The organism is Nocardia mangyaensis (genome assembly GCF_001886715.1).
GTDB classification, from domain to species: Bacteria; Actinomycetota; Actinomycetes; order Mycobacteriales; family Mycobacteriaceae; genus Nocardia; species Nocardia mangyaensis.
The window spans coordinates 765816-789431 of the sequence record NZ_CP018082.1 but is presented as its reverse complement, the minus strand read 5'-3'; the positions used below and the strand labels follow the sequence as shown (position 1 = coordinate 789431).

The 23616-nt window shown below is 71.3% G+C and carries 5 protein-coding genes; 1 reads left to right on the top strand and 4 read right to left on the bottom strand.

The annotated features are described in order from the left end of the window. Nucleotides 1-81 precede the first annotated feature (81 nt). The 4 genes from BOX37_RS03650 to BOX37_RS03630 all read right to left on the bottom strand — a co-directional run bounded on the left by BOX37_RS03650 (nucleotide 82) and on the right by BOX37_RS03630 (nucleotide 22240). The gene (locus tag BOX37_RS03650; RefSeq protein WP_084759405.1) at nucleotides 82-7512 is read right to left on the bottom strand and encodes a non-ribosomal peptide synthetase; all 7431 of its coding nucleotides are present in this window, start codon (nucleotides 7510-7512) and stop codon (nucleotides 82-84) included. 159 nt (nucleotides 7513-7671) lie between these two features. Further along, complete coding sequence (locus BOX37_RS03645; RefSeq protein WP_084759404.1) at nucleotides 7672-13764, bottom strand: amino acid adenylation domain-containing protein; 6093 nt, start codon at nucleotides 13762-13764, stop codon at nucleotides 7672-7674. A 66-nt stretch (nucleotides 13765-13830) separates the two neighbouring features. Continuing rightward, nucleotides 13831-21126 carry a non-ribosomal peptide synthetase gene (locus tag BOX37_RS03635; RefSeq protein ID WP_071926397.1) on the bottom strand — a complete coding sequence of 2432 codons (7296 nt, stop codon included), beginning with the start codon at nucleotides 21124-21126 and terminating at the stop codon, nucleotides 13831-13833. A 250-nt stretch (nucleotides 21127-21376) separates the two neighbouring features. Continuing rightward, on the bottom strand, nucleotides 21377-22240 hold the full coding sequence (locus tag BOX37_RS03630; protein WP_071926396.1) for a M23 family metallopeptidase: 864 nt from the start codon (nucleotides 22238-22240) through the stop codon (nucleotides 21377-21379). A 267-nt stretch (nucleotides 22241-22507) separates the two neighbouring features. Between BOX37_RS03630 and BOX37_RS03625 the strand changes: the two genes are divergently transcribed. After that, nucleotides 22508-23539, top strand: a complete 1032-nt coding sequence (locus BOX37_RS03625) for a nitronate monooxygenase (protein ID WP_084759402.1) — start codon at nucleotides 22508-22510, stop codon at nucleotides 23537-23539. Nucleotides 23540-23616: the final 77 nt, after the last annotated feature.

Sequence of the window (23616 nt, the reverse complement as noted above, 5' to 3'; positions counted from 1 at the left end):
GTACCGCTCTCGACGCGCTCCATCTCGACGCGCACTGCCTCCGGCCCGCACCCAGCGCGAGCCAGCCAGCGTTCGTTCCACCTAGCCATCCATCCCTACCACCGCGCGCCGCGCAGGCGTCTGCCCGGCGTTGCCGATCATCTCACCGATCGCGACGATCGTCGCACCGGTCCCGTCCCCCGGCTCGGCCACGGCCACCGCCGACTCGGTGAACACATGACTCACCTCGTCCTCACCGCCGTCGTCGGGCGCCATCACCAGCGTCGCACCGGCTATTCCGGTCGCGACGATCTCCAGCACGCCCGCCACCGAATCCGGCCGCCCGGCCGCCCGCGTCCGCGATTCGAAGCTGAGTCCGGTGCGCTGGGCGACCCGCTCGGCGGCACCGGCCAGCTCGTCGTAGCTGAGCGTGCGGCCGCTGCCGATGAAGGCCACGTCGTCGCCGCGCAGGGCGCGGGTGCGGTGGGCGTAGCCGATCGGGCGCGGCGACTCGGCCGCCAGTTCGGCGCGCAACGCGGGGTCGGCCAGGTCGTACCAGTCCAGCCCGTCGGGCGCGTCGAGGATGTCGAGGGCCAGGCCCAGCTTCACCTCGAGCCGATCGGGCAGCTGCGCGCCGATCGTCACCAGCGGCACCACCGCGGCACCGGCCTTGAGCACCGCCCAGGTGGCCACCGCCGCGTTCACCCCGCGATCGAGCCGCACCGCGACCCCGGTGCCCGGCCCGGCACCACGGGCGATCAACGAGCGCGCCAGCTGCGAGGAGCGGGCGTCGAACTCGTGATAGGTGAGCTCGGCCTCGCCCAGATCCAGGGCGGGCGCCTCCGGGTCCTCCTCGACGGCGGCGGCCAGTTCCTGGGCGAGTGCGGCGCCGTTGGCCGAGGGCGCCGGAGCGAAGGCCGCCGCGGTCAGTTCGCGTTCTCGTTCCCTGGCATCGCGCAGGTCGATGTCGCCGACCGTCAGCGTGGGGTCGGCGGCCACCGCGGTGATGATCTCGGTGAATCCGCGGGCGAAGGCCGCCACCGTGGATTCGTCGAAAAGGTCGGTGGCATAGGTGAAGACGATGCCGAGCTCGTCGGGCTCGCCACTGACGGTGTGGCGCGGCTCCACATTGACCTGCAGGTCGAACTTGGCGGGCCGGGCCGCCAGGTCCATCGCCTCGATGGTGAGGCCGGGCAGCCGCAGCACCGGCGTCTCGGTGTTGTGGAACGACAGCACCACCTGGAACAGCGGATTGTGCGAGACGGTGCCGGTGGGCGCCACCTCCTCGACGATCCGCTCGAACGGCAGATCGGCGTTGGCGAAAGCGGCCAGATCCACCTCGCGGGCCGCGGTGACCAGCTCGTCGAAGCCGCGCTCGGGCGCCACCTCGGTGCGCAGGGTGAGCGTGTTGACGAACATGCCGACCAGATCGTCGAGTTCGGGCTCGCCACGGCCGGCGATCGGGGTGCCGATCGCGATGTCGGTGCTGCCGGAGACGCGGGCCAGCAGCACGGCCAGCGCCGCGTGCACGACCATGAACAACGAGGCGTTGTGCTCGCGGGCGACCTCGGCCAGCCGCGCGTGCACGTCGGCGGGCAGGGTGGTGCTCACGTCGGCGCCGCGCAGCGAGGCGTGGGGCGGACGCGGATGATCGTGCGGCAGTTCCACGGTGCCGGTCTGCCCGGCCAGCGTGTGCCGCCAGAAGTCGAGTTGCCGTGCGGCGGTGGAGGTCTCGTCGGACTCCTCGCCCAGCACCGCGCGCTGCCACAGCGCGTAGTCGGCGTACTGCACCGGCAACGGCGCCCAGCTGGGTGAACGCCCTTCCACCCTGGCCCGGTAGGCGATCACCAGGTCGCGGGCCAGCGGCGCGAGCGAGGCGCCGTCGGCGATGATGTGCTGCACCACCACGGCGAGCACGTGCTCCTCCTCGGCGAGCGGGTCGTCATCGGGGACGGTGAACAGCCCGGCGCGCAACGGAACTCGCTCGGCCACATCGAATCCGCCCGCGAGCAGCCGCATCACCCGTTCGCGCGGATCGTCACAGACCTCGACCGTGAGGCCGTTCGGCAGCACCGCGCTGACCGGCAGGATCTCCTGGTACGGCACCGCGTCGGGACCGTCGGCGGGGAATCGGGTACGCAGCGCCTCGTGCCGTTCCAGCACATCGGCGACCGCGTAGCGCAGCGCCGAGGTGTCGAGGGCACCGCGCAGGCGCAGGGCCAGCGGGATGTTGTAGGCCGGGGAGTCCGGGTCGATGCGGTTGAGCAGCCACATCCGCTGCTGGGCGGGCGAGAGCGGGATGACGCCGCGTTCCTGGGCCGGGGTCAGCGGCGGGCGCGGCGCGACGACCGCGCCGGGGCGTACCCGAGCCGCCAGCGTGCCGACGGTGGGCGCCTCGAACAGGTCGCGCACCACCAGATCGGCGCCGAGGGCCTGGTCGATGCGGGCGATGGCTCTGGTGGCCAGCAGCGAGTTGCCGCCGCGGTCGAAGAAGTCGTCGTCCAGGCCGACCTCGGGCACCCCGAGCAACGTCGCGAACACCTCGGCGATGCTGAGCTCGATCGGGGTGGTCGGCGCGCGGAACACGGTGGCGGCGGTGTACTCGGGGGCAGGCAGTGCGGCGCGGTCGAGCTTGCCGTTGGCGGTCAGCGGCAGGCCGGCGACCACCACCACGGCATCGGGAACCATGTAGCCGGTGAGGAACTCGGCGACAGCGGCGCGCACGGCGACCGAATCGAGTTCGGCACCGGCGACCGGGACGACATAGCCGATCAGCCGGTCACCCGCGTGCTCGTCGGTGCGCACGATGACCGCGGCCTGGCCGACACCGGGCACACCGAGCAGGGCGGTTTCGATCTCGCCCGGTTCGATGCGGAATCCGCGCAGCTGCACCTGCTGATCGCCACGACCGCCGTACTCGAGGGTCGGGGCGCCGCGGAAACCGATCCAGCGGCCGAGGTCACCGGAGCGGTAGCGACGCGCACCGGGCGGACCGTACGGGTCGGCCACGAAACGGGTCGCGGTGAGTCCCGGCTTGCCGAGGTATCCGCGCGAGACCTGGTTGCCCGCGATGTAGAGCTCACCGGCGACGCCGAAGGGCACCGGCCGCAACCGGTCGTCGAGCACGACCACCGACAGTCCGGGCAGCGCGCGCCCGATCAGGCTGCCCGGCAGCTCGGTCGCGCCCGCTGCCGTGCTCGACGGCGCGGTGTGCTCGCCCGCGTCCTGACCCGCCGCACGTGCGGCGATGGGCAGGTGCGAGACGTGCACGGTGGTCTCGGTGATGCCGTACATGTTCACCAGTTGCGGTGCGGCGGAGCTGGTTCCGTACCGGTCGTACCAGCGGTTGAGCTTGCGCGGGTCCAGCGCCTCACCGCCGAAGATCACATAGCGCAGCGGCAGCGGGGCCGCACCGGCGGCCTGCGCGGCGCGGTCGGCCTCGTCGAGCTGGGCGAAGGCGGTCGGGGTCTGGCTCAGCACCGTCACCTGTTCGCGGGCGAGCAGTGCGCGGAACTCGATCGGCGAGCGCGAAGTGAGGTGGTCGACCACCACCACCGAGGCGCCACCGGCGAGCGCGCACCACAGTTCCCACACCGAGAAGTCGAAGGCGAAGGAGTGGAACACCGTCCAGACGTCGGTGTCGTCGAACTCGAACAGCAGCTGGGTGTTGGCGAACAGCTCGAGCACATTGCGGTGACTGACACCGACGCCCTTGGGCAGGCCGGTGGAGCCAGAGGTGTAGATGACATAGGCGAGGTGATCGGGGCGCAGCGGCGCGCGTCGCTGCGCGGCCCGCAGCGGCGTGGCCGGGTAGGCGTGCTGTTCGTCGAGCAGCACCACCGGCAGGTCGGCGGCGGGCACCAGCTCGCGCTCGGCCGAAGTGGTCAGCAGCACAGCGGGTTTCGCGTCGCCGAGCACGTATTCCAGGCGCTGGGCCGGATATCCGGAGTCGATCGGCAGGTAGCCCGCGCCCGAGAGCAACACCGCGAGCAGCGCGACCGGCAGCTCCTCGGTACGCGGAACCGCCACGGCCACCAGCGTTTCCGGACCGGCGCCGCGTTCGATCAGCGCGCGTGCCAGCGCGGACGCGCGACCGAGCAGGTCACCGAAGCTCAGCGACCGCTCCCCCGCTCGCACCGCGATCGCGTCGGGACGCTGCTGGGCCTGCGCGCAGATCAGATCGGCCACGGTGACCTCGGGCACCGCGATGCCGGGCGAATTCCCTTCGCGCAGCACGAGTTCACGCTCACCGGGGGCGAGCACGTCGATGTCGCCCACCGGCACCGCCGGATCGGCGACCACCGCGGACAGCACGCGCGCCCAGCGATCGGCGAAGTCGACGACGGTGGCGCGGTCGAACAGGTCGGTGGCGTACACGAACGAGACGGCCATACCCTGTGGCGCGCCGTCGGCACCGATCCGCTCGGCCAGTTCCACCTGCAGATCGAACTTGGCCAGCGGCACCGTGAAATCGGCCGCCGACACCGACAGTCCGGGCAGCGCCAGTTCGGTGCGGGCCAGGTTCTGGAAGGTCAGCATCACCTGGAACAGCGGGTGACGCGCGGTGGAACGCACCGGCTCGAGCAGTTCGACGAGCCGCTCGAACGGCACATCGGCGTGGCCGAAAGCCGCGAGATCGCGCGACCTCACCTCGCCGAGCAACTCGGCGAACGACGCACTGGAGTCGACATCGGTGCGCAGCACGAGCGTGTTGACGAACATGCCGATCAGCTCGTCGAGCGCCTGCTCACCGCGACCGGCGACCGGGGTCCCGATGGCGATGTCGCGGGTGCCCGACAGCCGGGCCAGCAGCAGGGCCAGCGCAGTGTGCACGACCATGAACAGGGTGGCGTTGTACTCGCGGGCCAGCGCGGCGAGACCGGCGTGCACCGAGGCCGGGATCTGCACGTCGAGCGTGCCGCCCGCGCGGCTGGCCACGGCGGGGCGCGGTCGGTCGGCGGGCAGTTCCAGCTGTTCGGGCAGGCCGGAGAGGGTCTCGCGCCAGAACGCGACCTGCGCGGCGAGCAGCGAGTGCGGATCGTCCTCGGTGCCGAGCAGTTCGCGCTGCCACAGTGTGTAGTCCACGTACTGGACCGGCAGCGGGGGCCACTGCGGCGCGCCGCCGCCGCGTCGTTCGGCGTAGGCGGTGAGCAGGTCCCTGGTCAACGGCGCGAAGGAGAAGCCGTCGGCGGCGATGTGGTGGACCACGCACACCACCACGTGCTCGGTCGCGGGGCCCTCGCCCGCCGACCCGGTCAGCGCGAGGACCCGCACCCGCACGGGCGGCGCGGTCGTGACGTCGAAACCGGTGAGCGCGGCCGCGGCGATCGCCTCGGACAGCTCGCTCTCGTCGATCTCGACGACCTCGAATTCCGGCGCGGCGGCCGGATCACCGGGTGCGAGCACCACCTGATGACCTTCACCGTCGAGCACCGTGCCCTCGACAGTGGCCGTGCGCGACCAGCTCTCGGGCACGCCACCGTCGCAAACGGGATAGACCGTGCGCAGGACCTCGTGCCGGGTGATCAGATCGGCGACCGCCGCGCGCAGAGCGGGCAGATCGAGTCGACCGGACAGCCGCACGGCGACCGGAATGTTGTCCACCGCCGAGGCCGGATCGAACCGGTTGAGGAACCACATCCGCTGCTGGGCATACGACAGCGGCACCAGCACGGGGCGCGCTCGCGCGGTCAACGGCAACGCGCGGGCCGAGACGCGTTGCTGCTCGGCCCGATTCGCCAGCGCCGCCACAGTCGGCGCCTCGAACACCGCCTGCACCGGCACCCGCACGTCCAGCGCGGCGCCGATCCGGGCGACGGCCTGGGCGGCCAGCAGCGAGTCGCCACCGAGTTCGAAGAAGTCGTCATCGGCACCGACCCGACCGGTGCCTTCGCGCAGCAACAGCGCGGCGAACACGTCGGCGACGACCTGTTCGGCGGGCGTCGCGGGGGCGCGGAAACCACGCACGGTGAACACCGGCGTCGGCAACGCGGCCCGATCGAGCTTGCCCACCGCGGTCAGCGGAACCGCGTCGAGCACCATGATGACGGCCGGAACCATGTACGCGGGCAGCGATTCGGCGAGGAACTCGGCCAGCGCCCCGGTGTCGACCGTGCGCCCGACCCGCGGCAGCACATACGACACCAGCGCGGTCGCCCCCGACGGCATGGTCTTGCCGAGCGTCACCGCGTAGTCGAGATCGGGGTGGGCGGTGAGCGCGTTGTCGATCTCGCCGAGTTCGATCCGGAACCCGCGCACCTTCACCTGGAAGTCGGTGCGGCCCAGGTATTCCAGCGTGCCGTCGGCCTCGAGCCTGCGGACCAGGTCACCGGTGCGGTACAACCTGCCCGGCCCGAACGGCGAGGCAACGAAGCGTTCCGCGGTGAGCCCCGGCCTGCCCAGATACCCCTGCGCCAGCGCGGGTCCGGACAGATACAGCTCGCCGACCACGCCCGCGGGCACCGGCCGCAGCCGCGCGTCGAGAACATACAGCCCCATCCCGGGCACCGCGCTGCCGATGGTGATCGGCGCGTGCGGGCGCAGCGGTCCGGTGCTGGTGGCGAGAATGGTGGCCTCGGTCGGCCCGTAGCCGTTGTGGAAGGCGCGACCGTCGGCGGCCCAGCGCCCGACCAGTTCCGGACCGAACCTGTCACCGGCCACGACCACGGTGCGCAGGTCGGGCAGTCCGGTCGGATCGACCGATTCGAGCGCGCCCGGCGTGATGAGCACATGGGTCACGCGTTCGCGGCGCAGCAGGTCCGACAGTTCGAAACCGCCGAACACCCGCGCGGGCGAGATGACCAGGGTGGCGCCGGCGCTGAAGGCCAACAGCAGCTCGAGCACCGACACGTCGAAGTTGGGCGAGCAAACATGCAGCACCCGCGAATCCGGGGTGACGCCATAGTGTTCACGCTCGGCGGCGACCAGGCTCGCGAGCCCGGTATGGGTGACCACGACGCCCTTGGGCCGACCCGTGGAACCCGAGGTGTAGATGACGTAGGCGGGGTGGTGATCGTCGATCTGCCGGACCCGGTCGGCATAGCTCACCGCGTGCGCTGGCCTGGCGTCGATGCGCTCGGCGACGACGGGATCGTCGAGTTCGATCCAGTACAGCCCGGTGCCGAGCGCGGCCCGGTGAGCGGCGGTGGTCAGGCCGAGTATCGCGCCGGAATCGGCGACGATGTGGGCGATCCGCTCGCTCGGATAGGCGGGGTCGACCGGCACATAGGCGGCACCGGTCTTGGCGACCGCCCATACCGCGAGCACGGATTCGATCGACCGCGCGATCGCGATCGCGACGACGTCACCCGCGCCGACACCACGGTCGATGAGTTCACGCGCCAACCGTGAGGATTGCTGATCGAGGGCTCGATAAGTGAGTTGTCGTTCGCTGCCCGGTGCCCCGGTCGGGTTGTCGCGAACAGCTACCGACTCGGCCGCGGATTCGACCGCGGCCGTGAGGAGCTGGCCGAACAACGGTGTGCCGGAAGTGCGACGACGTCCGGCACGGCCAGAGCGGCGGGGGTTTTCCACAGACCAATACACCTCTCGCGTCCGGCGGGCCGGGTCGACAAAGCATAGCCACACCTACCCAGCTATGGCCGACCCTCGCCGAGGTATGCGCCACGACACACCAACTCTCTAGCCACAGAATCGTAAACCGCTTGGTTCCCGTTACGGGCAGGTATCGCGCTACCCGGCCCTCGCGGCGACGACCTGCGCGATCACCGGCCCGGCTGTGGCAACCGCCACCGCACCGAGCATGTCCTGATGAGTCGCATCGACGGGGTGGTCAGTGATCATTCCGCTGATGTGAGCCCGCCACCGCGAGGCCCCGCCACGGTCGGCGCCCTGGTTGCGCAGTGCGGTGAAGTAGGTGAGATCACCGGTGTAGCGGTCGGGCGCGAGGTCGTTGACCAGCGCGACCGTGTGCAGCGCGCCGCGGTATATGCCGATGAACTGATCGCGCGAGATCGGCAGCCCGCCTGCCAGCATCGCGTGCAGCGCGGCCACGGCGTCGTCACCGAGCTCGGTGAGCCGGTCGGCGGCGGGCAGTTGATGCTCGGGGATGCCCAGGTCGAGCAGGGAATGGCGCAGTTCGGCCCGGAAGTCGGCGAGTTCGGCGCCGGGCAGGCTGTCGAGCATGGTCAGCGAGGCCACCGTCTCGCCCTCGGCCTGCAAGCGGGTGGCCACGGCCTGGCCGAGCACGCCGCCCAGCGACCATCCGAGCAGGTGATAGGGACCGTGTGGCTGCACGGCGCGGATCTCGGCGAGATAGCGATCGATCAGTTCGGCGGCCGAGGCGGGCCGGAAGTCCGGGTCGCTGAGCACCGGCGACTGGATACCGAGGACCGGCAGGTCGTCGGGCAGCGACGGCACCAGGCCGGCATAGGCCCAGGCCAGGCCCGACACCGGGTGCAGGCAGATCAGCGGCGAGCGGGTGCCCTGCCGCTTGATCGGCAGCACCACCGAGAGCGCGGCCGCGAGGTCGGCGGCCGCGCCGTGGCCGTCGCCGAGGCGGGCGGCGAGCCCGGCCACGCTCGGATCGGCGAAGAACGCGGCCACGGTCAGCTCGGTGCCGGTGCGCTCGCGCAGCCGGTGCACCACACGGGTGGCCAGCAGCGAGTTGCCGCCGAGTTCGAAGAAGTCGTCGTCGAGGCCGGGGCGTGCCACGCCGAGAACCTCGGTGAACACCTCGGCCACCGCGACCTCGTGCTCGCTCACCGGCTCCCGGTAGCGGCGCGGTTCCAGCACCGGCTCGGGCAGCGCGGCCCGGTCGAGCTTGCCGTTGGCGTTCAACGGCAGGTGGCCGAGGACCACAAACGCGGCGGGCACCATGTAGGACGGCAGCACCTGGGCCACCGCGGCTTTGGCGGTGGCCGCGTCGAGTTCGGCCTCGGGCGTGGGAACGACATAGGCGACCAACCGGTCCCCCAGACGCGGATCGTGCTGGGCCACCACCGCAGCCTGGGCGATCCGCGGCGCGGCCAAGAGCGCGGCCTCGATCTCCCCGAGCTCGATCCGGAAGCCACGGATCTTGACCTGGAAATCGGTGCGACCCCGGTAGTCGAGTTCGCCGTTGGCTGTCCATGCCACCACATCGCCGGTGCGGTACATGCGCGCGCCACCGCCGACAAACGGGTCGGCGACGAAGCGGTCGGCGGTCAGGTCGGGGCGGGCGAAGTAGCCGCGGGCCAGCTGCGCGCCGGCGAGGTACAGCTCACCGGGCACGCCCACGGGAACCGGGCGCAGGCGGGCGTCGAGGACATAGACCCGGCTGTTCCATTCGGGCGCGCCGATCGGCACGCTCACCCGGTCGGCCGTGGTGACGCGGTGGTCGGTGATGGAGACGGCGGCCTCGGTGGGGCCGTACAGGTTGTGCAACGCCGCGGTATTGCCCGCGAGGAAACGTTGCGCCGTCGCGGCGGGCAGTGCTTCGCCGATCGCGAGCACCCGGCGCAGGGTCGACGGCAGGGTGCCACCGGATTCGGTGAGCAGGGCGTCGAGCATGGACGGGACCAGGTGCACGGTGGTCACCGCACGGTCGGCGAGCAGACCGAGCAGGTAGGCCGGGTCGCGGTGTCCGTCAGGTGCGGCGAGCACCAACCGGCCGCCGCTCACCGCAGCCGACCAGAACTCCCACACCGACAGGTCGAAGGTCGCGGCGGTCTTCAACAGCACCGAGTCGTCCCGGCCGAGCCCGAATGCCGTGGTCTTCCACTGCAATTGGTTGACGATGGCAGCGTGCGGCACCGCGACGCCCTTGGGCACGCCGGTGGATCCGGAGGTGAAGATGACATAGGCCGTGTTCTCGGGCCGTAGCACGCCGATCCGCTCGTTCGCCGCGATCGGCGCCGCCGAGACCGCGGACAGGTCGAGGGTGTCGATCGCCACCACCGGGCGAGGATCGATGGGAGGGTCACCGGCGTCGACGCCGATGCCGGTCGACCGGGTGAAACCGTCACGCGCGGTGGTCAATACGCACACCGGCGCCGCGGTGTCGAGCACCTGCCCCACCCGATCAGCGGGCTGATCGGGATCGACCGGTACGTACGCCGCGCCAGCCTGCGCCACCGCGTACATCGCGACAACCAGCTCCGCCGAACGCCGCATCGCGAGTGCGACCCGGTCCTCCACTCCGACACCCAGCGTGATCAGTTGCCGCGCGAGCTGATTCACCCGACCGGCGAAATCCCGATAGGTGAGTTCGGTGCCATCGGCATCCACCAGGGCTACCCCCTCCGGGTGCGCGGCGGCGGTGTCGGCGAACAGCGAGGCGAGCGTGGCCGGCTGAACAGAATGCCCGGTCGTGTTCCAGCTGTGCAGAATTCGCTCTCGCTCGGCCTCGGCGAGCAGTTCGATCTCGTCGACCGGACGCTGCGGTGCGGTAGCCACCGCGGCGAGCACGCGGGCGAAACGGTCGGCGTAGGTGGCGGCGGTCGACGCGTCGAAAAGGTCGGTGGCGTAGGTGAACACACCGCTGATCCCCTGCGCGACCCCGTCGGCGTCATAGGCGTCGGCGACGATGGCGTGCAGATCGAACTGCGACACCGCCAGATCCACATCGACGCCCTCGACCGCCGTCTCACCGAGCTCGAGCCCGGAGCGGCTGAGGTTCTGGAACGACAGGCCCACCTGGAACAGCGGGTGCCGCGCGGTCGAGCGGGCCGGGTTGATCGCCTCGACCAGCCGCTCGAACGGCAGATCGGCGTGCGCGAACACCTGCAGATCGATATCGCGCTGGCGGGCCAGCAACTCGGCGAACGATTCGCCGGGCGTCAGCGTGGTGCGGAAGACCAGCGTGTTGACGAACATGCCGATCAGGTCGTCGAGCGCGGCCTCGCCGCGGCCGGCGATCGGCGTGCCGATGGCCAGGTCGTCGGCGCCTGCCAGTCGAGCCAGGGTCACCGCGAGGGCGGTGTGCACGACCATGAACAGGGTCGCGCCCTGCGCGCGGGCCAGCGCCAGCAGCGCGCGGTGGGTCTCGGCGTCGATCTCGATCGGGACGCGACCACCGGCGAAGGACTGCACGGCGGGCCGTGGCCGGTCGGCGGGCAGGTCGAGCTGATCGGGCAGCCCGGCCAGCGCGTCACGCCAGTAGGCGAGCTGCGCCGAGGCCAGTGACGCCGGGTCGTCTTCGCTGCCGAGCAGTTCGCGCTGCCACAGCGCGTAGTCGGCGTACTGCACCGCCAGGGGCGTCCAGTCCGGCGCCGAGCCCGCCGAGCGCGCCGCATAGGCGAGCATCAAGTCCCTGGTCAGCGGAGTCAGCGAGGAGCCGTCACCGGCGATGTGGTGCACGACCACGGCCAGCACAGATTCCGCGGGCCCGAGTTCGAACAGTGCGATCCGCACCGGCACCTGGCTGCGCACGTCGAACCCGGTGGAGCCCAGCTCGCGCATGGCGGCGGTGAGGTGTTCGGCGGCGATCGGTCGTACTTCCAGGCGCGGGGTCGCGGCGGATTCGGCCAGTACCTGCTGGATCGGGCCGTCGGCGGTCTCGGGGTAGATCGTGCGCAGGGTCTCGTGCCGGGCGACGAGATCGCCGACGGCCGCGCGCAGTGCCTCGACATCGATGCCGCCGCCCAATCGCACCGCCATCGGGATGTTGTAGGCGACCGAGTCCGGATCGAACTGGTTGAGGAACCACATCCGCTGCTGGGCCAGCGACAGTGGAACCCGCTCCGGCCGCTCCCCCGCGACCAGCGCCGGACGCGCACCGGCGCCCGCGGACTCGGACAGTCGCTGCGCCAGCGCCCCCACCGTCGGCACCTCGAACAGCAGCCGCACCGGGAAATCGGTGTCGAAGGCCGCGCCGAGCCGGGCGGCGATCTGGGTGGCCAGCAACGAGTTGCCGCCGAGGGCGAAGAAGTCGTCGTCGAGGCCGAGCTGGGTGTCGGCGTCGAGGTCGAGCACCTGCGCGAAGGTCCCGGCGACGATCTGCTCGACCGCCGTGGTCGGTGCCCGGAACTCGGCGTGCTCGAGCACCGGTTCGGGCAGCGCCCGCCGGTCCAGCTTGCCGACCGGGGTCAGCGGGATGGTGTCGAGCTCCATCAGCACGGTGGGCACCATGTGCGCGGGCAAGGAGCGCTCGGCGAAGGCGGTGAGCGCGGCGGCGTCGACACTCGCGCCCGGCGCCGCGTGCACGTAGGACACCAGAATCGTCGCACCGCTGTCGAGTTCGTGGCCGACGGTGGCGGCGAAGTCGAGGCTCTCGTGCGCCGAGAGCACCGCGTCGATCTCACCGAGCTCGATCCGGAAGCCGCGGATCTTCACCTGGAAGTCGTTGCGGCCCACGTATTCCAGCGCGGCCACCGCGCTGTTCCCGGCGGGCCCGGAGGAGGTAGCGAAGCGTGACCCCGCAGGGCCCTCGGGGGCAGCGCCATCAGACACCGCGCTGTTCCCGGCGGGCCCGGAGGAGGTAGCGAAGCGTGACCCCGCAGGGCCCTCGGGGGCAGCGCCTTCAGACACCGCGCTGGTCCCGGCGGGCCCGGAGGAGGTAGCGAAGCGTGACCCCGCAGGGCCCTCGGGGGCAGCGCCATCAGACACCGTGGTCCAGCGGACCAGATCGCCGGTGCGGTAGAGACGAGAACCGGCCGGGTCGAAGGGGTTCGCGACGAAGCGGGACGCGGTGAGGCCGGGGCGGGCGTGGTAGCCGCGGGTCAGCTGGGCGCCGGTGATGTAGAGCTCGCCGACCACGCCGGGGGGAACCGGGCCGAGCCGGTCGTCGAGCACGTATTCGGCGACACCGTGCAGCGGGCCGCCGATGGTCAGGGTGTCACCGGGCCGCAGCGGCACGCTGATATTGGTGACGATCGTCGTCTCGGTGGGCCCGTACACATTGTGGAACTGCCGCAGCGTGCCGTCGGCGAGCGGAATCGCCCAGCGCCGCAACAGATCCGGCGGCACCATCTCGCCACCGACCGCGACCACCCGGAAGTCGTCGAGCCCCGCCGGGTCCACCGAAGCCAGGGCCGCGGGGGTGATGAACACATGACTCACCCGCTCGCGGCGCAGCAGCGCCGCCAGATCGTCACCGCCGTACACACTCGGATCCACGATCACCATCGTCGCCCCGGCACCGATCGCCAGCAGCAGCTCGAGCAGCGACGCGTCGAACGACGGCGAAGCGAAATGCAGGGTGCGCGAGTCGGATTCGACCCGATAGTGCCTGCGCTGTTCGGCGCAGAACCCGGCCAGCCCGGCCTGGCTCACCGCGACGCCCTTGGGCAGACCGGTCGAACCGGAGGTGTAGATGATGTAGGCGAGATCCTCGGCCCTCACCGGACGCAACCGGTCGCCATTGGTGACCGGTTCACCGGACACCTCGTCGAGCAGCGGAGCCGATCGCGAGCCGTCGAGAGCCAGCCATTCCACCTGCGTGGGCAGCCGATCCGCGACCGCCGAGACAGTGAGCCCGAAGACCGCGCCCGAGTCGCCGACCATGTGCGCCACGCGATCGGCCGGGTAGTTCGGGTCGACCGGCACGAAACCCGCGCCGGTCTTGGTGACCGCCCACACCGCGAGCACCGACTCGATCGAGCGCGGAATCCCGATGGCCACCAGGTCACCGGCGCCGATACCGCGTGCGATGAGCAGGCGGGCGATCCGGTTGGACCGCTCGTCGAGTTCGGCGTAGGTGAGGCTGCCGAGGGTACGGGTGGCATCGGCGAGCACGACCGCGAGACCGTCGGGGTTGGTCTCGACCGCGGTCGCCAACAGCTGCGCGAGCGCTGTCACCCGGGGGCGGCGGGTGCGTACCGGTCGGGTCCGCGTCGGTCGTGTCATCGCTGTTCCACCTCACCCATCACCGAAACTCGGTGTCTCGACTGCCTTCACGCTCGGCGCGCGGGCTCACGCTACCGGCGCGCGCAGGTCTCCCAGTACCAGGACCACCTCGGCCGAGCCGGGGTTGCCCGGCGCGGTGTCGTCGGCGATCAGCGCCTGCAGATCACCGAGTTCGGCGGTGTCGAGCGCCTCGATCCCAGCCCGGTCACCGAACAGGTGGCTCACCCATTCCTCGGCGAGCACCGCCGAGAGCCCGTCGGCAGCCTCGGGCACCAGCACCATCGACGCGCCCGCCACGCCTGCTGCCACCGGTTCGACCAGCGCGGTGAACCCGTCGGAGGCACCGCTGCCGAAAGTCCGCGCCTCGAAGGTCAGGCCGGCCTCGGCGCGCACCCGCGCCCCCGCGGTGGCGAGTTCGTCGTAGCTGCGCACACCGTCGGCGCCGACGAACGCCGGATCGCCGCCGCGCAGCGCCCTGGTCCGGTCGGCGTAGGTCACCGGTCGCGCGGACTGCACCGACAGCTCGGTCCGGATCGCCGGATCGGCCAGCGACACCCAGTCGATGTCGCCGCTCGGGGCTGCCCCGATGGTGAGCCCGATCTTGGCCGTCGGCTCCACGCGCAGCGCGAGCGCCGAGGCGGGGACCACGGCCGCACCGGCCTTGAGCACCGCCCAGACCGCGACGGCCCAGTCGACGCCACGCGGAAGATCAACGGCCACACCGGCACCCGGCCCGAAGCCGCGTCCGATCAGCAGCCGCGCCAATCGTGAGGAGCGGGCGTCGAGCTGCTCGTAGGTCAGCGACTCCTCGCCCCAGACCAGCGCGGGACCGTCCGGATCGTCCTCGGCCGCCGCGGCAAAGGCCTGCGCCAGCGTGGTGCCGCCGGTCGGCGCGGCCGGGGCGGGGGCCTGCTCGGCCCCGGCCAGCAACCGCGCGCGTTCGGTCGCGTCGAGGATGTCGATGTCACCGACGCGCACCTGCGGATCGGCGGCCACCGCGGTCAGGATGCGGGCCAAGCGCGCGCCGAGGGTGCGCACCGTCGGCTCGTCGAACAGGTCGGTGGCGTAGTTGAACAGGGTGATCAGCTCGCCGGGCTCGCCCGCGTCGGTGAATCGCGGTTCCACGTCGACCTGCAGGTCGAACTTGGCCGCCACCGCGGTCTCGAGCGCGGACACGGTCAGCCCGGGCAGTTCGAGCGCGGCCGCCTCGTTGTTGCTGAAGGTCAGCGCCACCTGGAACAGCGGATTGTGCGCGCTGCCCTTACCCGGTGCGACGACCTCGACGACCCGCTCGAACGGCAGATCGGCATGGGCGAACGCGCCGAGATCGGTCTCCCGAGCCAGGTCGACGGCCTCGTCGAAGGACCCGGCCGGATCCAGGGTCGTGCGCAGGGCGAGCGTGTTGACGAACATGCCGACCAACTCGTCGAGCGCACGTTCACCACGACCGGCCACCGCGGTGCCGATCGCGATGTCGGAGGTGCCCGACAGTCGGGCGAGCAGCACGGCCAGCGCCGCGTGCACGACCATGAACAGCGACGACTTGTGTTCGCGCGCGATCTTGTCGAGGTCGGCGTGTACCTCGGCGGGCAGCCGCAGCTCGGTGGTGGCACCGCGCAGGGTCGGCACCGCGGGACGCGGACGGTCCTGCGGCAGCTCCAGCAGCGGGGGCACCCCGGCCAGCTGATCGCGCCAGTACTCCAGCTGCTGCGCGGCGACCGAACCGGGCTCGTCGTCGGCGCCGACGACCTCGCGCTGCCACAGCGCGTAATCCGCGTACTGCACGGGCAGCGGCGTCCACGTCGGGTTCCGGCCCGCGGCGCGCGAGACGTAGGCGGTCATCAGGTCGCGGGCCAACGGGGCGAGCGACGCGCCGTCGGCGGCGATGTGGTGGACCACGAACACCAGCAGCCAGTCGGCCGCGGTGCCGTCGGTGAGCAGTCGCGCCCGCAGCGGCACCTCGCGCGAGACCTCGAAGCCCGCCTCGATGAGCGCGGTGGCGGTGGCGAGCACCTCGGTGGTGGTCTCGACCGCGAGTCCACCGGGCAGCGCCTCGGCCACCGGCACGACCTCCTGCACCGGTGTGCCGTCAACCGCTGGGAAGCGCGTGCGCAGCGACTCGTGCCTGCCGAGGACATCGGTCACCGCGGCCTGCAGCGCGGCCACGTCGAGCTCACCGGTCAGCCGAATGGCGAACGGGATGTTGTAGGAGCTGGAGGTGGGATCGAGCTGGTTGAGCACCCACATGCGCTGCTGGGCCAGCGACAGCGGAATCCGTTCGGGCCGGGGACCGGCGACCAGCGCCGGACGGGCAGCGCCACCGCCGAGCGCGCCGATCCGCGCGGCCAGCGCCACCACGGTGGGCGCCTCGAACAGGTCGCGGATGCCGAGCTCGGCGTCGAGCGCCTCGTTGATCCGGGCGATCGCGCGCGTGGCCATCAGCGAGTTGCCGCCGAGGGCGAAGTAGTCGTCGTCGGCGCCGACGCGGGCCATCCCGAGCAGCTCGGCGAACACCCCGGCCACGATCTCCTCGGCGGGGGTGGCGGGCGAGCGGAACGCACCGGCGGTGAACGTCGGCGCGGGCAGCGCCTTGCGGTCGAGCTTGCCGCTCGGGTTGAGCGGGAACTCCGCCAGGGGCACCAGCGCCGAGGGAACCATGTACGCGGGCAACGTCGTCGCGATCGCGGCCAGCAGCGGCGCCTGCTCGATCTCGGCGCCGGGCTTGGGCACCACGTAGGCGACCAGCTGCTCACCGGCGGCCGAATCCGCCACGATCGTGACCGCCTGGCTCACCGCGGGCTGGGCCAGCAGCGCGGTCTCGATCTCACCGAGCTCGATGCGCTGGCCACGGAACTTCACCTGGAAGTCGGTGCGGCCCAGGTACTCCAGCGTGTGGGTGTCCGCGGTGGGTGTGCGCCAGACCACGAGGTCACCGGTGCGATACATCCGCGCGCCGGGTTCGAAGGGATTGGCCACGAACCGATCCGAGGTCAGATCCGGTCGGGCGACATAACCGCGCGCCAGCTGATCACCGGCGAGGTACAGCTCACCGGTGACCCCGACGGGCACCGGGGACAACCGCGAATCCAGCACGTACACCTGAGTGTTCCACTGCGGCACCCCGATCGGCACCGAGCCACGATCGGTCTCGCCGGCTGGCCAGTAGGTGACCGATACGGCGGCCTCGGTCGGACCGTACAGGTTGTGCACCTGCGCATCGGAGACCGCGCGGAACGCCTCGACGGTCTCCGGCGGCAGCGCCTCGCCGACGACGAACACCTCGCGCAGCGTCGGAATCGTACCGGGCCTGGTGTGCGCGGCGAACACGGTGAGCATCGACGGCACGAAGTCGGTCGTCGTGACACCGTGCGCCGCAATGGTTTCAGCGATGTAGGCCGGATCGCGGTGACCGTCGTGGGTGGCGACGACGAGCTTCGCCCCGCCGCGCAGCGGCATGAAATAGCCCCACAGCGAGACGTCGAAGGTGGTCGCCGTCTTCTGCAGGTACACATCACCCGGGCCGAGCGGATACTCCGCGAGCATCCAGGTGATCTGGTTCTCGATCGCCGCGTGCGACACCGCCACACCCTTGGGGCGACCGGTCGAACCCGAGGTGAAGATGAGGTAGGCCGGGTGCTGCCCCAGCACCGGCCGGAGCAGCTCGTCGGCGGCCAGCGGCGCGCCCGAGAACCCTTCCAGCGCAACAGTGTCCAGACTGATCACCGGCGTCGAGCCGGGCACCTCGACCGCGTCGGCGGTGGTGGTGAGCACGCAGACCGGCTGCGCGGTGTCGAGGATGTAGGCGATCCGCTCGGCCGGATGATCCGGGTCGAGCGGCACATAGGCGCCACCGGCGGTGACGATCGCGTACATGCCCACCACCAGATCGAGCGACCGGCGCACGGCCAGCCCGACCAGCGACTCCGCGCCGACACCCTGGTGCACCAGCAGCCGGGCCAGCCGGTTCACCCGCTCGTCGAACTCACGGTAGGTGAGCTCCGCACCCTCGTAGGCCAGCGCGACCGCGTCGGGCTGCGCGGCGACCGCGCGGCGGTACCCGTCGAGCAGCAGCGCGGGCGCCAGCTCGTGGCGAGTGTCGTTCCACTGCGCCAGGATTCGCTGCCGCTCGACCGGCTCCATCACCTCGATGGTGCCGAGCGGACGCGTCGGATCGGCGACGACGGCGTCGAGCACCCGCAGCAGACGATCGGCGAACCCGGCGACGGTGGCCTCGTCGAAAAGATCGGTGGCGTAGGTGATGCCGACCGCGATGCCGTGCGGGTCGCCGCTGCGGTCGGTGTCCTCGACCATCTCGAACTGCAGGTCGAACTTGGCGAACGGGATGTCGAGATCGACCCCGCCGACCGAGAGCCCGGGCAGTTCCAGTGCGGTACGCGCCATGTTCTGGAAGCTGAGCATCACCTGGAACAGCGGATGCCGCGCGGTGGAGCGGGCCGGGTCCAGGATCTCGACCAGCCGCTCGAACGGCACATCGGCATGGCCGAAGGCGGCGACATCGGCCGCGCCGGTCACGGCGAGCTGATCGGCGAAGCCGCGCGCCGGATCGATCTCGGTGCGCAGCACGAGCGTGTTGACGAACATGCCGATCAGGTCGTCCAGTGCCGCGTCGCCACGACCGGCGACCGGCGTACCGACGGCGATGTCGGTCGTGCCCGACAGGCGCGACAGCAGCACCGACAACGCGGTGTGCACCACCATGAACAGCGTCGACTGGCTGCCGCGGGCGAGTCGATCGAGCCCGGCGTGGATCTCGGCCGGGATGCGGAAGTCGTATCCGGCGCCGCGCGAGGTGGCGTGCACGGGACGCGGACGGTCGGTGGGCAGGTCGAGCTGATCGGGCAGACCGGCCAGCTGCTCGCGCCAGTAGCCGATCTGCTCGGCCAGCACCGAGTCCGGATCGTCCTCGGCACCGAGCACCGCGCGCTGCCACAGCGTGAAGTCGGCGTACTGCACGGCCAGCGGGGCCCACTGCGGCTCGGCGCCCGCCACGCGCTGCAGATAGGCGCTCATCAGGTCGCGCGTGAGCGGACCCATCGAGACACCGTCACCCGCGATGTGGTGGACCACGCACACCAGCACGTGCTCCTCGGGCCCGACGCGCAACAGTTCCAGCCGGATCGGCGGGGCGATGGTGATGTCGAAACCGGTCGTCACCGCGGCGGTGACCACCGCGGGCACCTGCTCGGGCAAAACCTCGCGCACCGGCAGTTCCGGCAGCGCGCGCGGATCGGTGAGCGGCAGGATCACCTGGTAGCCCTGGCCATCGATCTCAGGGTAGATGGTGCGCAGTACTTCGTGCCTGCCCACCAGATCGTGCACCGCCGACCGCAGCGCCGCCGCGTCGAGTTCCCCCGACAGGCGCACCGCGACCGGCATGTTGTTCACCGCGCTGGTGACGTCGAACCGGTTGAGGAACCACATCCGCTGCTGCGCGAACGACAGTGGAATCTGCTCGGGACGCGGCTGCGGCACCAGCGCCTGGTCCGAGCCGGTACCGATGTGCCGTTCGACCCGCTGCGCGAGCGCGGCCACGGTGCTCGCCTCGAACAGCGTCTGCACCGGCACCCTGGTATCGAGCGCGGCGCCGATCCTGGCCGCCGCCTGGGCCGCGAGCAGCGAGTTGCCGCCCAGCTCGAAGAAGTCGTCGTCGGCGCCGACCCGCACGGCTTCGCCGTCACCGACCGTCAGCAGCGCCGCGAAGACCTCGGCGACGATCTCCTCGACCGGCGTCGACAGCGCCCGGAACTCCCTGGCCGCGAACACCGGCTCCGGCAGCGCTTGTCGATCGAGCTTGCCCACCGGGGTGAGCGGGATCTCGGCGAGCGTCATGATCGCGGCCGGAATCATGTAGCCGGGCAACGATTCCGCGAGGAAGTCGTCGAGGGCGGCCACGTCCACCGTCGCGCCCGCGCGGGGCAGCACATACGACACCAGCGCCGTCGCGCCCGAGGGCAAGGTCTTGCCCAGGGTGGCCGCGAAGTCGATCGCGGGATGCGCGGTGAGGGCATTGTCGATCTCGCCCAGTTCGATACGGAATCCGCGGATCTTGACCTGGAAGTCCGAGCGGCCCATGTACTCGATGACGCCGTCACCGGATTCGCTGCGCCGCACCAGGTCTCCGGTGCGGTACAGCCGGGCGTTCGGGTCACCGTTGTCGGCACCGAAGGGGCTGGCCACGAAGCGTTCCGCGGTCAGGCCGGGCCGGTTCAGGTAGCCCTGCGCCAGCGCGGGACCGGTCAGATACAACTCGCCGATCACCCCGCTCGGCACCGGGCGCAGCCGCGAATCCAGAACGAACGCACCGACTCCCGCGATCGCGGCGCCGATCGTCACCGGTGCGGCCGGGTCCATCGGCGCGGTGCTGGTGGCCAGGATGGTGGCCTCGGTCGGGCCGTAGCCGTTGTAGAACGCGCGCTCGCCGACCGCCCAGCGGCCCACCAGCTCGGGCCCGAACTTGTCCCCGGCGACGACGACGGTGCGCAACTCGTCCAGCCCGGCCGGATCGACCGACTCCAACGCGCCCGGCGTGATGAGCATGTGCGAGACGCGTTCGCGCGCCAGCAGGTCGGCGAGTTCGAATCCGCCGAAGACCTGCGGCGGCGCGATCACCAGGGTGGCGCCGGCCGAGAACGTCAGCAACAGCTCCAGCACCGAGACGTCGAAGTTCGGGGAGCACACGTGCAGCACGCGCGCCTGCGCGGTGACGCCGTAGTGCTCCCGCTCGGCGGCGACCAGCCCGGCCAGACCGGTATGGGTGACGACAACGCCCTTGGGCTTGCCGGTGGAGCCGGAGGTGTAGATGACGTAGGCGGGATGGCGCTCGTCGAGGGTGCGCAGCCGATCGGCGTAGGAGATCGGGTGCGCGGGCCTGGCCTCCAGGCGCGCGGCCGTCGCCGGGTCGTCGAGTTCGAGCCAATCGATACCGGCCCCGAGGACCGGCCGATGCGCGGCGATGGTCAGGCCGAGGATCGCGCCGGAGTCGGACACGATGTGGGCGATGCGGTCGGCCGGATAGTTGGGGTCGACCGGGACGTAGGCCGCGCCGGTCTTGGCGATCGCCCAGACCGCGAGCACCGACTCGACGCTGCGCGCGATGCCGATGGCGACCACGTCGCCGGGGCCGACCCCGTGCGCGATGAGCTCACGGGCCAGCCGCGAGGACCGCTCGTCGAGCTCGCGATAGCTGAGCTCACGCTGGTCGGCGGGGGCACCGGTGGGGTTGAACCGGATGGCGCTGGACTCGGCTGCCGATTCGACGGCTGCCGTCAGCAACTGCCCGAAGGTCGGACTGCTCGACCGGCGACGGCGGCTACCGCGGGCAGAACGACGGGCGGTTTCCATTCGAGTTCATTCACCTCTCAACTAGCCTGGACACGCGGTGGCCCGCGCCGGGCGGTCGATCCATCATAAGGGCCGACGACAGGCAGTCTCGGATCGCGCCGCAAGCCCCCAGTTCCCAGGACACCCGTCCCGTGGGCACAGGGGAGTATCGGCGCGGTGATAGCCGATGTTGCCGGTTCGAACAGCAAAGTGACGGGGGTCATAATCGACCACCGTCACTCTGCTCACGCGGACGAATCCGCTCTCCCGCTCAGTGCGAGGACGGGCCCCACTCCATCGGCACGCCCCTGGAGGCCAGGTACGGGATCGGGTCCATCTTGGCGCCGCCCTGATCCCAGATCTCCAGGTGCAGGTGCGGGCCGGTGGACTGGCCGCGGTTGCCGACGGTCGCGATGACATCGCCCGCGTTCACCCGCTGGCCTTCGCTGACCAGCATTTCGTTGACGTGGCCGTAGACCGCGGTGGTGCCGTCGTCCTGCAGCACCCGCACCCAGAGGCCGAAGCCGGAGGCCGGGCCCGCCTCGATGACGGTGCCGTTGGCCACGGAGTGAATCGGCGCGCCGAGCGAATCGGCGAAGTCGACGCCGTAGTGCATGGCGCCCCAGCGGGCGCCGAAGCCGGAGCTGATCGGGCCGGCGACCGGGCGGGCGGCCTGCGGCGGCGCGACCTGGTGCTGGATGCCCTGGAGGATGTCCTCGACCTGTCCGAGCGGACCGGCGATCTCCGGCGGCAGGTTGCCGATGCCGAACGGCGCGGCGACCGGGGCGGCGATGGGCGCGGCCACCGCGTTCACCGGGGCGGCGGCCTCGGGAGCGGGAGCGGCCTCGCGGGCGGCTACCAGGTTCACCTCGGCGGCCTGACGCGCGGCGGCGGGGACCACGGATTCCTTGGTGTCGTCCTGGCTCGGTAGCAGCGGGGCGGCGAAGGCGAGCGCGGGCGCGACCTGGGCGGCGGTGCCGACCAGGGCACCGGCGGCGACCGCGGCGGTGGCGGCGGCGCGCACCCGATCGGTGCGAGACGGCTCGGCACGGTGCCGATTGGGGCGCCCAGCACCCGTGTCACCCAACAGGGCCTGCACGGAGATGGATTCGGGGCCCACACGGTGCTGCGACAAGGTCTCGTCCTAGCGTCCGACAACAAGGAAAACGAAACCGGTCTGACGACCAGCGCGGGAGCCACCTGAGTGTTCCCACCACCGAACTTCTGTAACGGTTCGGCATCCGTTGTGACGGGAACTCTACTCGGCCGTGACCATTCCGCAACCTTTTGCCCTGAATGCCCAGGTAAATGACGTGTCGGGCAGTAACGATCACATTGCCGAGCCGGTCACGCGCGCCGCCGGACACCCACGCCGACGCCCGCACGGACCAGACTCGTGCCCATGGTGATCGAGAGCTTGCGTGTCCCCATCGTCGCCGCGCCCATGGCGGGCGGCCCCTCCACCCCCGAGTTGGTGGTCGCCGTCTCGGCGGCAGGCGGATTAGGTCAACTCGCCGCCGGATACCTGGGCGTCGACGCGGTGGCCGCGCAGATCGCCGCGACCAGAGCGGCGACCACGGCCCCGTTCGGGGTGAATCTGTTCACGCCGGGCCCGGTGGCCGAGCCCGCGACCTACGCCACCTACCTCGCCGAGCTGGGTGCCCGCTTCCCCCTCGGCACCCCGAAGCACGACACCGACGCCTGGGCCGAGAAGCTCGACCTGCTGGTGGCCGATCCGGTCGCGGTGGTCTCGACGACCTTCGGCTGCCCCACCGCGGTGGAGGTGGACCGGCTGCACGCGGTCGGCACCCAGGTGTGGGTCACGGTCACCTCGCCCGCCGAGGCGCTCATCGCGCTCGACGCGGGCGCCGACGTGCTGATCGCGCAGGGCGCCGAGGCGGGCGGGCACCGCGCGAGCTTCCTCGACGACCCGGCCGAGGACCCGATCGACCCGCCCGGCCTGCTGACCCTGCTCCAGCTGCTCGCCGTCGTCACCGAGCGGCCACTCGTCGCCGCGGGCGGCATCGCCACCGGCGCGGGCGTGGCCGCCGTCCTCGCCGCGGGAGCCGCGGCGGCCCAGATCGGCACCGCCTTGCTGCGCTGCCCGGAGGCGGGCACCAACCCCGTGCACCGCGGTGCGATCGGCTCCGCCGAACCGACGATGCTGACCCGAGCGTTCACCGGACGCCGTGCGCGCGGAGTCCGCAACCGTTTCCTTGTCGAGCACTCCGCGGCGGCGCCCGCCGCCTACCCCGAAATTCATTACGCCACGGCGCCACTGCGCGCCGAGGGCAAGGCCGCGGGCAACTCCGATGATGTGAATCTGTGGGCGGGGCAAGCGCATTCGCTCAGCACCGAGCAATCGGCGGGCGAACTGATCACCGAGCTGGCAGCCGACGCGAAAAACGCACTGAGGAAAGCGCTTTCGGAATGAATCCAGGGTTGCCGACGGTGGATTGGCCCTAGAATCGAAGGGGCATCGCATCCCGCCGACCACACCAAGCAGGAGGA